Consider the following 14433-nt stretch of genomic DNA (forward strand, 5'->3'; position numbering starts at 1 on the left):
GTCACAACGAACTCGGCAGTAGTGACAGTGGCCAGCCGCAGCGCGAAGGATTCGCCTCACGCGTGCCCTGCATCTGAGGGCCCTGTTCTCTGGAGGAAAGAGAACGTGAGCAAACCCCGAAACCTGAGCCGGCGGACCTCCGCCGCGCTCTTCGCGTCGGTCGTGGCGGCCAGCGCCGTGACCGTGGCTGGCGGTGCCGCCACCGCGAGCGCCGCGCCCACCGCCGCACCCGACGCTTCCCAGGCCACCCCCGTGGAGGCGCTGGGCTCGCACGACGCCAAGCTGCTCGCCGAGGCGGAGGCGAAGAAGGCCCCGACCGTCACCCTGATCGTGGCCACCAAGAAGGGCGAGGCGAAGGACGTCGCCGCCGACCTCAAGAACCTGGGCGCCGCCGTCACCGAGCGCTACGACAGCATCGGCTACGTGCTGGCGAAGGTCCCCACCTCGAAGGTGGTCAAGGCGGCCACGCTGCCCGGCGTCTCCGCCGTGGACCTGGACGAGACCATCCAGCTGCCCGACCCGACGCCCGAGGTCGCCCCCTCCGGCAAGAAGGCCACGAAGCAGGCGACGACGCTGCCCGGCCCCGGGGCCGACACCCCGGCCGCCAACCCCTACATGCCGACCAACGAGATCGGCGCCGTCGACTTCGTCGCGAAGAACCCGCAGTACGACGGCCGCGGCGTCACGATCGGCATCATGGACTCCGGTGTGGACCTCGGTCACCCGGCGCTGCAGAAGACCACCACGGGCGAGCGGAAGATCGTCGACTGGGTGACCGCGACGGACCCGTTCGAGGACGCCACCTGGCGCCCGATGCTCACCGAGGTCACCGGTCCGACGTTCACCTCCGGCGGCGCGACCTGGACGGCCCCGGCGGGCACCTACCGGTTCAACCGGTTCGCCGAGTCGATCACGGCCGCCAGCGACCCGGCCGGTGACGTCAACCGCGACGGCGACCGGACCGACACGTTCGGCATCCTCTACGACCCGGCCACCCACAACATCTGGGTGGACGTCAACCAGAACAACGACTTCACCGACGACGCCATGATGCGGCCGTACAAGGAGAAGTTCGACGTCGGCTACTTCGGCACCGACAACGCGGCCACCCCGGTGGTCGAGCGGATCCCGTTCGTGGTCGAGTACCGCGAGGACGTGGACACCGCCCCCATCGGCGGTCCCGGCCTGGTGGACTACGTCAACATCGGCATCGTCGAGAGCACCCACGGCACCCACGTCGCCGGCATCACCGCCGCCAACGACATGCTCGGCAACGGCGCCTTCGACGGTGCCGCGCCCGGTGCCAAGCTGGTCTCCGCCCGTGCCTGCTCGTGGGGCGGCGGCTGCACCTACGCCGCCCTCACCACCGGCATGGCCGACCTGGTGATCAACCGCAAGGTCGACGTGGTCAACATGTCGATCGGCGGCCTGCCGGCGCTGAACGACGGCAACAACGCCCGCGCCGAGCTCTACAACAACCTGATCACCACCTACGGCGTGCAGATGTTCATCTCGGCCGGCAACTCCGGCCCGGGCCTGAACACCATCGGCGACCCGTCGGTGGCCGGCAACGTGGTCAGCGTCGCGGCGAGCATCAGCAAGGACACCTGGCTGGCCAACTACGGCTCCGCGGTGAAGAAGAAGAACGCGCTGTTCAACTTCTCCTCCCGCGGTCCGCGTGAGGACGGCGGCGCCAAGCCGAACATCGCCGCCCCCGGCTCGGCCATCTCCACGGCCCCGACCTGGCAGCCCGGCAACGCGGTTCCCGAGGCCGGCTACGCGCTGCCCCCGGGCTACGCGATGCTGAACGGCACGTCGATGGCCTCCCCGCAGGCCGCCGGCGCCGCCGCGCTGCTGCTGTCGGCCGCCAAGGCGACCGACAAGGGCGTCACCCCGGCCGCGCTGCGCCGGGCGATCTACACCTCGGCCAAGCCGATCAAGGACGTTCCGACGTACGCCCAGGGCTACGGCATGTTCAACGTGCCGGGCGCGTGGAAGCTGCTGCGCAAGGGCGTGGAGACGCGCTCCTACACCTCCGAGGCCCCGGTCTGCACCGTCCTGTCCGGTCAGCTGGGCACCCCGAACCGGGGCACCGGCCTCTACAACCGCTGCGCCTCCACCGACGGTGGTCAGCGGATCGGCCAGTCGAAGAGCTACCAGGTCAAGGTCACCCGCACCAGCGGGCCGGCCGGCACCGTGAAGCACAACGTGGGTCTGCGCGGCAACGACGGCACCTTCAAGGCGCCGAAGACCGTCTCGCTCCCGCTGAACAAGACCGTCACCGTCTCGGTCACCGCCAAGCCCGCCACCGCCGGCGCGCACGGCGCGATCATGACGATCGACGACCCGGCCACCTCGGTCGTCGACTTCGAGGTCTCCACCGTCGTGGTGGCCTCGAACGACGTGAAGAAGCCGAACTTCTCCTTCTCGGCCGAGGGCTCGGTCGACCGGAACGGCTTCACGTCGTACTTCGTGACGGTTCCGCCGGGCACGGGCGCGCTGCAGGTGAACCTCTCCGGCATCGCCACCGGTTCGCAGACCCGGTTCATCGCCTTCAACCCGTACGGCGTCCCGGTGGAGAGCACCTCCAGCCTCGCCTGCTACACCAACTTCTCCGACGTCAACGCCTGCAAGCCGCAGGAGCGCGACTACCAGAACCCGATCGCCGGGGTCTGGGAGATCGAGGTGGAGTCCCGTCGGACCTCGCCGTCGCTGAACAACCCGTTCCAGCTCACGGCGCGGGTGCAGGGTGTCGCGGTCGAGCCGGCCGTGGTCGAGCTGCCGTCGGTCACCGCCGGCACGGCGACCCCGGTCACCTGGTCGCTGACCAACACCTTCGGCCCGGTCGCGGTGACCGGCCAGGGTGGCCCGCTCTCCAGCGTCCACGCCGAGCGGCCGACCATCGCCGAGGGCTCCTCGCAGGAGTACACCGTGGAGGTGCCGGCGGGCGCGACCCGCTTCACCGCCCGGATCGGCAACACGGCCAGCGCCGCGGCCGACCTCGACCTCTACGTCTTCCGCGGCACCGCGGAGGTCGGTCGGGCCGCCGACGGTGACTCCGAGGAGGCCGTGACCATCAACAACCCGCCGGCGGGCACCTACCGGGTGGTCGTCGAGGGCTACGCGGTGGACGGGGCCGGTGGCAGCACCGCCTACGACTACCAGGACTCGTTCTCCGCGGCGGCGCTGGGCAATCTCTCGGCGCCCGCAACCCCGCTCAACCTGGCCCACGGCGCCACCGCCACCCTCACCGGTACGGTGACCGCCCAGTCCACCCCGGTCGCCGGTCGGGCGCTCTTCGGTGAGCTGTCCGTGGTGACCACCGAGGGCGCGGTCGTCGGCCGCGGCGCCGTCTCCATCGGCACCGTGAACTGACCCGTCCCGCACCGGAACACCGGAGCCCGCCCCCACCAGGGGGCGGGCTCCGCCCGTTCTCGGGGTGGCTCAGCCGCGGCGGGCGGTCTCGACCAGGAAGGGGGTGCCCTGCTGGCAGGTCGTGAGCAGGTCGCGCTGGACCTTCCCGGTGACCGTCACCTTCGTGCCCGGCTTCAGCAGGTCACGCGGGCCGCCGACCAGCAGGTAGTTGTCGAGCAGCAGGCAGTTGGGCTCCACCCCGGAGGTGACCGTCCCGGTCAGCGTCGTGCCGCCGGCCGACGGCGGCTTCGTCGGCCCGCCGGTGGGCCTCGTGGGCGGGGGCAGGACCGGCCCCGTCGGGTCCACCGGGTCCCCGGGGGTCGGCGGTACGGCGGAGGTGCTCGGATCCGGGCTGGGCGGGCTGGTCACCGGCTGCGCTCCCGTCGGGGTCGGGGTGGGGGTGTCGCCGACCCCGTCCTGACCGCCGCAGGCGCTCAGCGCCACGCAGACGGCCAACGCGGAGACGGCGAGCCGAAGAGTCCTCATACCCTTCTGACGCAGCGGGAGCGCCTGTCGTTCCCGCCGCGTCAGCCGGCGCCGTCCGGGTGGCGGTGACCGGGTGCGACGTCAGCCACGGGCCGCCGCGGCGGCCTTCATGTCCCGCTTGAGTTCCTGCGGAAGCGAGAAGGTCAGCCGCTCGTTGGCGGTCACCACCTCGTCGACGTCGGTGAAGCCACGCGCGGCGAGGTGGGCGAGCACCTCCTGGACCAGCTCGTCGGGGACGCTGGCACCCGAGGTCAGACCGACCGTGCGCGCCCCCTCCAGCCACGCGTCGTCGATCTCGTGAGCGAAGTCGACGAGATGACCGGCGCGCGCCCCGGCGTCCAGGGCGACCTCGACGAGGCGTACGGAGTTGGAGGAGTTGGTCGACCCCACGACGATCACCACGTCGCACTCGGGCGCGATCTCCTTGACCACGTGCTGCCGGTTGGAGGTGGCATAGCAGATGTCGTCGCTGGGCGGCGACTGGAGCATCGGCAGCCGCTTCTTGAGCCGGGCCACCGTCTCCAGCGTCTCGTCGACCGAGAGGGTGGTCTGGGAGAGCCAGACCACCTTGTTCGGGTCGCGGACGGTGATCCGGTCGGCGTCCTCGGGCCCGTCCACGAGCTGGATGTGCTCGGGGGCCTCGCCGGAGGTGCCGATGACCTCCTCGTGCCCCTCGTGGCCGATCAGCAGGATGTCGTAGTCCTCGGCGGCGAACCGCTTCGCCTCCTGGTGCACCTTCGTGACCAGTGGGCAGGTCGCGTCGATCGCCCGCAGGGAGCGGACCTTGGCCTGCTCGTAGACCTCCGGGGCCACCCCGTGCGCGGAGAAGATGACGGTGGCGCCCTCCGGCACCTCCTCGTTCTCCTCCACGAAGATCGCCCCCTGGGCCTCCAGGGTCTGCACCACGTGCTTGTTGTGCACGATCTGCTTGCGTACGTAGATCGGGGCGCCGTAGAGCTTGAGTGCCTCCTCCACGGTCTGCACCGCGCGGTCCACTCCCGCGCAGTAGCCGCGGGGCTTGGCCAGGATCACGCGCTTGCCGGTCCGGGACGTCACTTCAGCCTGAGTCACCCGCCCATCGTACGTGCCGCCCCGCAGGGCGACACGGGACACGATCCCCGCCCCGGCGCCGGCCGGGGCCTGCCAGAACGGGCGCCCCAGCCGCACGCGCGGCCAGCGGTCGCCCTCGGGAAGGCGCTTTCCGGCACGGACGTACCCATGGTGATCCTGATCCCACCGTGCCACCGCGCGGACCCGGCACGCCGGCCCGACCGCCCGCCGCCACCGCGCCGATGCTGACCGCGCGCCGCCCACCCCGCCGAGCCGCGCCCGCCGGATCGGCCACGCCGAGTCGCTCGCGCGGGGCTGTCCGGGGCGGACCGTAGGGTGGGCGGGTGAGCACAGGCGAGGTGGGGCGCAGCACGTCCGAGGAGCCGTGGCCGGTCCGGGTGGTCAGCCAGAAGGTCGGTGCCTGGATCGCCCGGCTCGGCTGGGTCTGGGTGGACGGGCAGGTGGCGCAGATCAGCCGCCGGCCGGGCGCCAGCACCGTCTTCCTCACCCTGCGGGACCCGTCGGCCGACCTGAGCCTGACGGTCACCACCAACCGGGACGTCCTGGACGTCGGCGCACCGGAGCTGCGCGAGGGCGCCCGGGTGGTGCTGCACGCCAAGCCGGAGTTCTACGCCGCCCGGGGCACGCTGAGCCTGCGTGCCGACGAGATCCGACAGGTCGGCCTCGGTGAGCTGCTGGCCCGGCTGGAGAAGCTCAAGAAGCTGCTGGCGGCCGAGGGGCTGTTCGACCGGGCGCGCAAGCGCCGGCCCCCGTTCCTGCCCAACCGGGTCGGTCTGATCACGGGCCGCGCGTCAGCCGCCGAGCGCGACGTGCTGACCAACGCCCGCCGGCGCTGGCCTGCGGTGGAGTTCCGCACGGTCAACGTGGCCGTGCAGGGGCCGGGCGCGGTCCCGCAGATCGTCGACGCACTCAAGGTGCTGGACGCCGACCCGACCGTCGACGTGATCGTCATCGCCCGCGGCGGGGGCGGCATCGAGGACCTGCTGCCCTTCTCCGACGAGGCGCTCTGCCGGGCGGTCTTCGCCTGCCGCACGCCGGTGGTCAGCGCGATCGGCCACGAGACCGACGCGCCGCTGGTGGACTACGTCGCCGACGTACGCGCATCGACGCCGACCGACGCGGCCAAGCGGGTCGTTCCCGACCTCACCGAGGAGGTGCGGGTCATCCGGCAGGCCCGGCACCGCCTCGAACGCGCGGTGCGCAACCTGGTGGACCGTGAGTCGCACCGGCTCGACGGGCTGCGCTCCCGGCCGGTGCTGGCCCGGCCACAGGTGATGGTCGACCAGCGGGTCGCCGACCTGACCGGGCTGCGGCAGCGGGCCGGGCGCTGCCTGGACCACCGGCTCGCCGCCGCCGACGACGACCTGCGGCACACCCTGGCCCGGCTGCGCGCCCTCTCCCCCGCCGCCACCCTCGACCGGGGCTACGCGATCGTCCAGCGCGCCGACGGCCAGGTGCTGCGGGCCGCGTCCGAGGTCGGCCGGGGCGACCCGCTCCGGGTGCGCCTCGCCGACGGCGAACTGGCCGCGACGGTCGACGGCTGAGCGGGGACGGGATCACGATGTGGTGGGATGGCGACGATGACTGACGAGAAGAAGGACGAACGGCTCAGCTACGAGCAGGCCCGCGCCGAGTTGGCGTCGGTGGTCGAGCGGCTGGAGACCGGCGGCACCACCCTGGAGGAGTCACTGGCGCTCTGGGAGCGCGGCGAGAAGCTCGCCGAGGTCTGCCAGCACTGGCTCGACGGCGCCCGCGCCCGCATCGAGACCGCCCGCCAGGACCCCACCCCCTGACCCACCCTGCCCTGCCTTCCCGCACCCCGCCCCGCCGATCACGGAGTTGCGGTGGGCGATACAGGGTGTTCTGCACCTTGTGTCACCCACCACAACTGCACGATCGACGCGGGCGGGAGCGGGGCGGGTGGGGTCAGTTGAAGAGGTTGTAGAGCTCGGTGGGGGCCTCGACCACCTGGTCCGCCGGGGGCTTCTGGGCGGCGGTGGCGCTGCCGTAGTCCGAGTACGTGATCCGGATGTCCTGCGCCTTGGTCTGGCCCGCGGCCGGGATCTGGACGACCATCTCGCTGAGCCGGCCCTGCGGGTCGAGCTTCGCGGTGAACGGCACCGACTTCGCCTGCGCGCCGAGAGCCGTGATCACCGTCGGGTCCACCGACCCCGCCTCCGCCGCCTTCGACACGTCGATGGTGCCGGCGTACGCGCCCTCGCCCGTCTGACGCACCTCCGTGATGCCCTGCGTCAGCACCTCGCTGCCGGCGGGATCGACCTTGTCGAAGTCGAAGCCGAGGTTCCGGTTGCCCTTGATCCGGGTCTGGTCCAGGTGCTGGTACTTGCCGAGGTTCAGCTTCTGCACGCCCGGCACGCTGTTGGCGGTCGCGCCACCCAGCTCGACCTTGACCCAGCTGTCCGGCTTGTAGTGCACGACGTCGAGCTTCATGAACAGGTCGTCGGTCGGCTTGCCGATCGTCACCCGCATCTCGGCGCTCTGGGTGGGCTCGTGGACCCGCCCCTCGGCCGTCGAGCCGACGCCGGACATGGTGAACCGGAAGTTGCCGTTGCTGATCTCGCGGGTGGAGGCCAGCAGCGCCTGCTTGGCGTCACCGGCCGCCGGGGCCGCGCTGCCGGAGGCCGCGGGCGTACCGGACGCCGAGACGGACGGGGAGGCGGACGAGCCCGCCGTCGGAGTCCCCGAGGCGTTGCAGGCGGCCAGGCCGGGAGTGAAGAGGGCGGCGGCCACCAGGCCGGCGCTCAGGCGTCGAACAGTCATTTGTGTCTCCCACGTGGGTCACCCGACGCACCTGGCGGCGGCCGGAAACCGGGCGACGCACCACCTCGGCCGCGTCGCGCGAACCCCGCCGGGCCGGTTGCCGGAGCGACCGGTCCGGGTTCGCCCCACTCCTGTTCCCTGTCGCCGCGTCGCACAATCACCGGGATGTCCGGTTGCCCCGGTCGGGTGACCCCGGAACGCGGAGACGGGGCGGCCGGAGCCGCCCCGTCTCGTGTGTCGCTGTTACTTCTTGAACATCTCGTACGTCTCGGGGGACGCCTCGACCACCTTGTCGGCCGGCGGCTTCTGCGCGGCGGTGGCGCTGCCGTAGTCCGCGTAGGTGATCTTGATGTCGTGCGCCTTGGTCTCACCGGCGCCCGGCACCGAGATCACCAGCTCGGTGAGCCGGCCCTGCGCGTCCAGCTTGGCGGTGAAGGGCAGCGCCTTGGCCTGCGCGCCGAGGGCCTTGACCAGGTCGGCGTCCAGGGTGGCGGCGTCACCCGCGGCGGACACGTCGAGCTTGCCGGTGTAGCTGCCCTCGGCGGTCTTCTGGACCTCGGTGATGCCCTTGGTCAGCTTCGCGCTGCCGGCCGGGTCGACCTCCTCCATGTAGCGGCTGAGCTCGCCGGCGCCCTTGACCTTGGACTGGTCGAGGTGCTGGTACTTGCCCTTCCACTTCTCCGCACCCGGGATCATCGCGCCCAGCTCGCCGAGGTCGAGCATCACCCAGCTGTCCGGCTCGATGTAGATCAGCTCCATGCCCATCGACATGCTGCCGGAGTCGTCGTCGAACTTCATGCTGAACTGGGCGCTGTTGCTGGGCTTGTGCACGAGACCCTTGCCGCTGAGCCCGGCACCGGCCAGCGTGAAGGTGAAGTTGCCCTTCTCGATCTCCTTGGTGGAGGCGAGCAGCGCGTCCTTCGGGTCGGCGGGCACGGTCGACGCCGCCGAGTCCGCGCCGACCGGCGCGGGAGCGTCGGACTTGCAGGCCGCCAGGCCGGGAACGAGCAGGGTGGCGGCGAGCACGCCGACGCTCCACCGTCGAATCTTCAACAGATTGATCCTCTTCGCGAAACGGTAAGCACCCGGAAGCTGCGGCCACCGGGCAGTGAGCCGGGGCAGCGTAGCCGATCCGACCGACACCTGGGGGGCGGTTTCCGGCCGCCTACCGGATCGCGGTGGCCAGGTGCCGCAGCTCGTTGTCCCGGGCGTCGCCGACCACGATCACGGTCCGGTCCGCTTCGAGCAGGACCAGTGCCTGCTCGTTGCCGCGGGCGGTGTACCGCTGCCAGGCGCGTCCGCCCAGGTCGGTCTGGCCCTGCGGCTGCCCCTCGGCGGTCAGTTCGGCAGGCAGCAGCCGCTCCGGCGGCACACTGCTCTGCACCAGTTGGGCGGCCCGCCCCTCCGGGGTGAGATAGCCGAGGCGCAGGCTCGACCCGCCCTCGACGGTCTGGAAGTTCGCGCTGACCGTGCGCCACCCGTCGCCCAGTTCCGCCGGCTCGCTGACCGGGAAGGCGTTGGCGGCCCGCGCCGACCCGATGGCGGACGCCGGGTCGACGGTCGTCGGCTGGTCGCCGCCGAGGAACCCCCGGTAGAAGGCGAGCAGCAGGGCGATCGGGATCAGCAGCACGAGCAGCGAGATCGCCATGTCCTTCGGCGAGCGTTCCGACTTGCGGATGTCGGCCGCGGGCGGCGGCGCGGGCTGCTCGCCCGTCTCCGCCACCCCGGCGGTCGAGGCGACGCCGCCGGCCGAGGCGACGCCGCCGGGCTGGGTCGCACCGGCGGGCTCGACCAGCGCCGGCTCCCCCTCCGGTACGACGGCGGCCCGGCCCGGGTCGACCGGCGGCTGGCCGTCGGGGGGCGTCGGGTCGGCGGGTACGCGATCGGCAGGCTGTGCGGCTTCCACCCCGCCATCTTCGCAGCCTCCCGACCGGCCGTATCCGCGCCATCACCGCCCCCACCCCGCGTCGGGTGAGCGATCGTGTGAGGATCAGCGACAAACCCGGCAGCGGCGACGCCGCACCCTGCCGCCCCGCAACGTCGCGAGGAGGAGCCGTCATGACGAACACCAGGACCCGGATCCCACAGGATCTCGACCGCAACCTCGCCCTCGACCTGGTCCGGGTCACCGAGGCCGCAGCGATGGCCGCCGGTCGCTGGGTCGGTCGGGGCGACAAGGAGGGCGGCGACGGAGCCGCCGTCGACGCGATGCGCAAGCTGATCAATTCGATCCCCATGCGGGGCGTCGTGGTGATCGGCGAGGGCGAGAAGGACAACGCCCCGATGCTCTTCAACGGCGAACACGTCGGCGACGGCACCGGACCGGAGGTGGACGTCGCCGTCGACCCGGTCGACGGCACCACGCTGATGAGCAAGGGCATGCCGAACGCGGTGGCGGTGCTCGCCGTCTCCGAGCGGGGTGCGATGTTCGATCCGAGCGCGGTCTTCTACATGGAGAAGCTCGCCGTCGGACCGGCGTACGCCGACGTGGTGGACATCAACGCCGGGGTGGCCGAGAACCTGCGCCGGATCGCGAAGGTCAAGGGCACCGACGTCTCCGAGGTCACGGTCTGCGTGCTGGACCGCAGCCGGCACGACGACCTCGTCGCGCAGATCCGCCGGACCGGGGCGGGCATCCGGTTCATCTCCGACGGGGACATCGCCGGTTCCATCGCGGCGGCCCGGGGCGAGTCGGACGTCGACGTGCTGATGGGCATCGGCGGCACTCCCGAGGGCATCATCTCCGCCTGCGCGCTCAAGTGCATGGGCGGGGCGATGCAGGCCAAGCTCTGGCCGCGCGACGCCGAGGAGCGGGAGAAGGCGCTCGCGGCCGGGCACGACCTGGACCGGGTGCTCAGCACCGACGACCTCGTCACCGGGGACAACTGCTTCTTCGTGGCCACCGGCGTCACCTCCGGCGACCTGCTGCGCGGCGTCCGCTACCGGGCCGGCGGGGCGTACACGCAGTCGATCGTCATGCGCTCGAAGAGCGGCACCATCCGGGTGATCGACTCGTACCACCGGCTGGAGAAGCTCGCCCTCTACTCGGCCGTCGACTTCGACGGCCGCCCCCTCGCCGAGCAGGAGTGAGCGTCGCCGGGACGCTGGTCCCGCCGGCCCCGTCGGCGGCCCGCCGGATGACCGGCGTGGGCCTCGCGACCGTCTCCGGACTGGCCGTGGCCGTGCAGTCCCGGATCAACGGCGAGTTGGGCGTACGTCTGGCCGACGGGATCGCCGCCGCGGTGGTCTCGTTCGGGCTGGGCCTGCTGGTGCTGCTGGTGCTGGTCCCCGCCACCCCCGGTGGGCGGCGAGGGCTCGCCGCCCTGCGCGGCGCCCTGACGGACGGCACGCTGCGGCCGTGGCAGTGCCTCGGCGGGATGTGCGGGGCGTTCCTGGTCGCCGCGCAGGGGCTGACCATCGGCACCCTCGGCGTGGCGGTGTTCACGGTCGCGGTGGTGGCGGGCCAGTCCGGCAGCAGCCTGGCGGTGGACCGGGCCGGGGCCGGTCCGGGCGGTCGTCAGCCGGTCACCGGTCCGCGGCTGGCCGGGGCGGCGCTCACCGTGGTCGCCGTCCTGCTGGCCGTCGGTGACCGGCTCGGCGACCCGGGCACCCTCGGGCTGGCCCTGCTGCCGCTGCTCGCCGGGGTGGCCATCGCCTGGCAGCAGGCGGTCAACGGCCGGGTACGGATGGCCTCCGGCAGCGCGCTGACCGCCACGCTTGTCAACTTCACCGTCGGTACGGCGGCCCTGCTGATCGCCCTCGCCGTCGACCTCGCCGTACGCGGATGGCCAGCGGGTGACCCGCCGACCGAGCCCTGGCTCTACCTGGGCGGCCCGATCGGGATCGTGTTCATCGCGATCGCCGCGGCGATCGTCCGGTTCACCGGCGTGCTGCTGCTCGGGCTGGCCACCATCGCCGGGCAGATCGTCGGCGCCGTGGTGCTGGACCTGCTGCTGCCCACGGCGGCCTCCCGCCCGGGGCCGGTCACCCTGCTCGGCGCGGCGCTGACCCTGGTCGCGGTCGGAGTCGCGGCCCTCGCGCCGACCGCGCCCCGCCCTCGGCCCGCTGACCGCCGCTGACCGGACCCGGCCGGCCAGGGAACCACCGCGCGGCCAGGAAAGCGCCGGGCGGACAGGAAAGCGCCGGGCGGTCCCCGCGCCACGAACCGGCGGCGGGATCAGCGGGGCGCCCCGGGGGAATGCGCCGGCCAGGGCGGGTCGGCTCGGCGGGCGGGCGCCGTGACCAGCCGGGCCGCCCGCCAGCCCAGCAGCAGCCCCGGCACGGTGACCGCCACGGCGAGCAGCAGCGCCGTGTGGGTGTGGGCGGGCCGCCCGTAGAGCCAGCCGACCAACGGCAGCGCGGCCAGCGCCAGGGCCAGTGCGGCGGCCAGCAGCACCTCCAGGGTCCACCGAACCGTGGGCCCGGCCGGTGCCTGGACGGACAGCAGCAGCACGCCGAGCAGGACCGCGAGCAGGGCGACGGAACCCGCCTCCGGGAAGAGCAGCGCCCCCGACCAGACCACGGCCAGCAGCGCCCAGGCGGTGACACCGAGCGCGCCCAGGCAGGTCAGCCGCAGGCGGCTGACGTCGGCCCGCAGCCCCGCGCGCACACCCGACACGGCGAGCACGGAACCGGCGAGCGTGAGCCCCAGGAACAGCGCCAGGAGCGGATCGTCGCGTCGGTCCCCCGGGGTGCTCCGGCCGAGTGCCGGTGGCCGCCCGTCGAACGGATATCCTCCGGCCTCCTCGGATCCGACGAAGCCGAGCCGCTCCCAACTCCCGTCGGGGCGACGGACGGCGAAGCCGTCCCGGCCGTTGGCCACCAGCACGACGTGCCGGCCGTCGCCGGTGTCCCGCACCGTCAGCTCCTGCGTGGCGATCCGCTCCCCGCGCGGCCCCGGGTCCGGGTACTGCCGGCGGAGGATGGCCCGCTGCGCCTCGGTCGCCCCCCAGGCCGGACGCCAGCTGCGTCCCGCGTCGTCGCTCTGCTCGACGGCGAGCCGGCCGGGGACCGCCCGGTAGCAGCGCGTCGGCGTCGCGATCGAGCAGCCCCGGCTGACGGCGCCGACGACCGGCCCCTTCGCCCCGGTCAACGCCTCGGCCTCGCCCCGCGTCGGGTCACGCCAGGTCGCCCCCGCGTCGTCGCTCACCCGCCAGACGGGACTCTCGTCGAAGACCTCGTCGGCGTATCCGTGGCCGATGCCGGCCGCCAACCGTTCGTCGAGGACCGCCGCCCGGACGGCGTCGGGGTGGTGGACGACGCTGGTGGCCGCCACCGCCAACGTCGCCGCAGGCAGCAGCACCAGCAACCGGACCAGCCGGGCGGAGCGCCACCGCACCGGTTCCCGCCGGGCCCGGGACCAGGTCCACGCCGCGAGGCCGAGCGCCGGCAGGGTGAACAGGTCGGTCGGGTCCGCCCGGACCAGTGACGGCCCGCTGACGGCGCTCCACACCGCCGAGGCGGCGGCTGCGGCGTACCCGCTGGACTTGACCATGGTGAAGCCGGCGCCCACCACACCGAGTCCGAGCCCGGCGGCGGCGCGGGCCGGCAGCCGCGGCGCCAGCAGCGTGAGCAGCACCGCGACCAGCGGCGGCGCGAGGAGCAGACCGGCGGCGTCGCTGAGCTTGCCGGTCACCGGGCCGGGGAGGGCCGACTTGAGCAGGTGGTCGTTGACCACGAGAAGGACGAGGGCGGCGACCGTCGCGGGATGACCCAGCCAGGCCAGGGTCGCCGGCGCGCCGTCGCGCTGGTGAGGCGGAGCGCTCATCGGCTCACCGTCGCAGCCACCGGTCTCGATCCGGCCACGGCCGGGGCAGCATCCGGTACCGGTGCGGTGGTCGGCGCACGGCGGCCAGGAGCGCGGCACCGCGCTGGCCGACGTGCGTCAGGCACTGGTCAGCGCTGCGACGTCGCCGCCGCCGGTCGGCCTGCCGGGCCGGGACGGTCAGGGCATGGTGAGCGTTGACTCCGAACGGTAGGGACCGCCGAGGTCCCCCCGTCGGCGCCGGAAGATGATCGCGGCGACCACGCCGCCGAGCAGCCCGAACAGGTGGCCCTGCCAGGAGATCCGCTCGTCGGTGGGGAGGATGCCGACCAGCTGCCAGCCGTAGAGCAGGCCGACGAGCAGGAAGACCGCGAAGTTCCACCAGCTCCGTTCGACGATGCCCCGGGTGAGCAGGATGCCCAGATAGCCGAAGATGACCCCGCTCGCGCCGACCACGACGGAGGTCGACGAGCCGGTGAACCACACCCCCAGCCCGCTGACCAGGATGATGACGAGCGTCGACCACAGGAAGCGGCGGGCGCCGGCGGCGAGCACGAAGGTGCCGAGCAGGATCAGCGGGATGCTGTTGCTGTAGAGGTGGTCGAAGCCGTGGTGCAGGAACGGCGAGAAGAAGACCCCGTCGAGCCCGTCGATCCGCTTCGGGATGATCCCGGCGGTGGCGTCGAGACCGAACGCGAGGCCCTGGTCGAGGGCCTCGATGAGGAACAGGAACGGCACCACCGCGCACATGGCGACGAAGGCCCGGCCGAGCGCGGCGTAGAACGCCTCGGTGCCGAACCGGTGCGGATCGCCGCTCGACGGGTGCAGGGTCACCCGTCAAGAGCTATCAGGTGGCGGGCCCGACCGCCACTTCTGAGGCGATCCCGTACCCCGAACGACGAGGGCGGGGTGTGTGG

Annotated in this window: 12 protein-coding genes; 5 read left to right on the plus strand and 7 right to left on the minus strand. The window is 72.9% G+C overall.

The features are described 5' to 3' along the window. Nucleotides 1-105 precede the first annotated feature (105 nt). Nucleotides 106-3375 (plus strand): S8 family serine peptidase, encoded by a 3270-nt coding sequence (locus V6U77_RS06710; protein ID WP_334605322.1) that lies wholly within the window; start codon nt 106-108, stop codon nt 3373-3375. Between the two features lie 69 nt (nt 3376-3444). Here the strand turns inward: V6U77_RS06710 and V6U77_RS06715 are convergent, their stop codons facing one another. Together V6U77_RS06715 and V6U77_RS06720 are read right to left on the minus strand one after the other, a co-directional pair. Continuing rightward, complete coding sequence (locus V6U77_RS06715; protein ID WP_334605323.1) at nt 3445-3900, minus strand: hypothetical protein; 456 nt, start codon at nt 3898-3900, stop codon at nt 3445-3447. A gap of 81 nt (nt 3901-3981) precedes the next feature. Beyond that, nucleotides 3982-4971, minus strand: a complete 990-nt coding sequence (locus V6U77_RS06720; RefSeq protein WP_334605324.1) for a 4-hydroxy-3-methylbut-2-enyl diphosphate reductase — start codon at nt 4969-4971, stop codon at nt 3982-3984. Nucleotides 4972-5348: 377 nt separating this feature from the next. Here V6U77_RS06720 and xseA point away from each other — a divergent pair, with 377 nt between their 5' ends. Both xseA and V6U77_RS06730 read left to right on the plus strand, forming a co-directional pair. Further along, nucleotides 5349-6515: an exodeoxyribonuclease VII large subunit gene (xseA, locus tag V6U77_RS06725; RefSeq protein WP_334605467.1), complete on the plus strand. Its 1167-nt coding sequence runs from the start codon at nt 5349-5351 to the stop codon at nt 6513-6515. Between the two features lie 36 nt (nt 6516-6551). After that, the gene (locus V6U77_RS06730) at nt 6552-6764 is read left to right on the plus strand and encodes an exodeoxyribonuclease VII small subunit (RefSeq protein WP_334605325.1); all 213 of its coding nucleotides are present in this window, start codon (nt 6552-6554) and stop codon (nt 6762-6764) included. A 133-nt stretch (nt 6765-6897) separates the two neighbouring features. On the opposite strand, the gene V6U77_RS06735 is transcribed toward V6U77_RS06730, so the two are convergent. The 3 genes from V6U77_RS06735 to V6U77_RS06745 form a co-directional block, all read right to left on the minus strand. After that, nucleotides 6898-7752: a hypothetical protein gene (locus tag V6U77_RS06735; protein ID WP_334605326.1), complete on the minus strand. Its 855-nt coding sequence runs from the start codon at nt 7750-7752 to the stop codon at nt 6898-6900. A 243-nt stretch (nt 7753-7995) separates the two neighbouring features. After that, nucleotides 7996-8805, minus strand: a complete 810-nt coding sequence (locus tag V6U77_RS06740; protein WP_334605327.1) for a hypothetical protein — start codon at nt 8803-8805, stop codon at nt 7996-7998. 112 nt (nt 8806-8917) lie between these two features. Continuing rightward, on the minus strand, nt 8918-9658 hold the full coding sequence (locus V6U77_RS06745; protein ID WP_334605328.1) for a DUF4245 domain-containing protein: 741 nt from the start codon (nt 9656-9658) through the stop codon (nt 8918-8920). A gap of 152 nt (nt 9659-9810) precedes the next feature. On the opposite strand from V6U77_RS06745, the gene glpX reads away from it, so the two are divergent. Together glpX and V6U77_RS06755 are read left to right on the plus strand one after the other, a co-directional pair. After that, a complete protein-coding gene (glpX, locus tag V6U77_RS06750; RefSeq protein WP_334605329.1) occupies nt 9811-10842 on the plus strand; it encodes a class II fructose-bisphosphatase in 1032 nt (343 codons plus the stop codon). Between the two features lie 47 nt (nt 10843-10889). Further along, nucleotides 10890-11831 (plus strand): DMT family transporter, encoded by a 942-nt coding sequence (locus tag V6U77_RS06755; RefSeq protein WP_442934387.1) that lies wholly within the window; start codon nt 10890-10892, stop codon nt 11829-11831. Nucleotides 11832-11929: 98 nt separating this feature from the next. On the opposite strand, the gene V6U77_RS06760 is transcribed toward V6U77_RS06755, so the two are convergent. Beyond that, on the minus strand, nt 11930-13519 hold the full coding sequence (locus V6U77_RS06760; RefSeq protein ID WP_334605331.1) for a hypothetical protein: 1590 nt from the start codon (nt 13517-13519) through the stop codon (nt 11930-11932). 177 nt (nt 13520-13696) lie between these two features. Next, complete coding sequence (locus tag V6U77_RS06765) at nt 13697-14350, minus strand: rhomboid family intramembrane serine protease (RefSeq protein WP_334605332.1); 654 nt, start codon at nt 14348-14350, stop codon at nt 13697-13699. Between the last annotated feature and the right edge of the window lie 83 nt (nt 14351-14433).

Source organism: Micromonospora sp. CPCC 205546 (assembly GCF_036902715.1).
Classification (GTDB): domain Bacteria; phylum Actinomycetota; class Actinomycetes; order Mycobacteriales; family Micromonosporaceae; genus Micromonospora.

Excerpts from the sequence above, each read along its gene's own strand:
- V6U77_RS06715 (WP_334605323.1), bottom strand. The coding sequence starts at position 3,900 with ATGAGGACTCTTCGGCTCGCCGTCTCCGCGTTGGCCGTCTGCGTGGCG.
- V6U77_RS06730 (WP_334605325.1), top strand. The coding sequence starts at position 6,552 with ATGACTGACGAGAAGAAGGACGAACGGCTCAGCTACGAGCAGGCCCGC.
- V6U77_RS06735 (WP_334605326.1), bottom strand. The coding sequence starts at position 7,752 with ATGACTGTTCGACGCCTGAGCGCCGGCCTGGTGGCCGCCGCCCTCTTC.
- glpX (WP_334605329.1), top strand. The coding sequence starts at position 9,811 with ATGACGAACACCAGGACCCGGATCCCACAGGATCTCGACCGCAACCTC.
- V6U77_RS06755 (WP_442934387.1), top strand. The coding sequence starts at position 10,890 with ATGACCGGCGTGGGCCTCGCGACCGTCTCCGGACTGGCCGTGGCCGTG.
- V6U77_RS06760 (WP_334605331.1), bottom strand. The coding sequence starts at position 13,519 with ATGAGCGCTCCGCCTCACCAGCGCGACGGCGCGCCGGCGACCCTGGCC.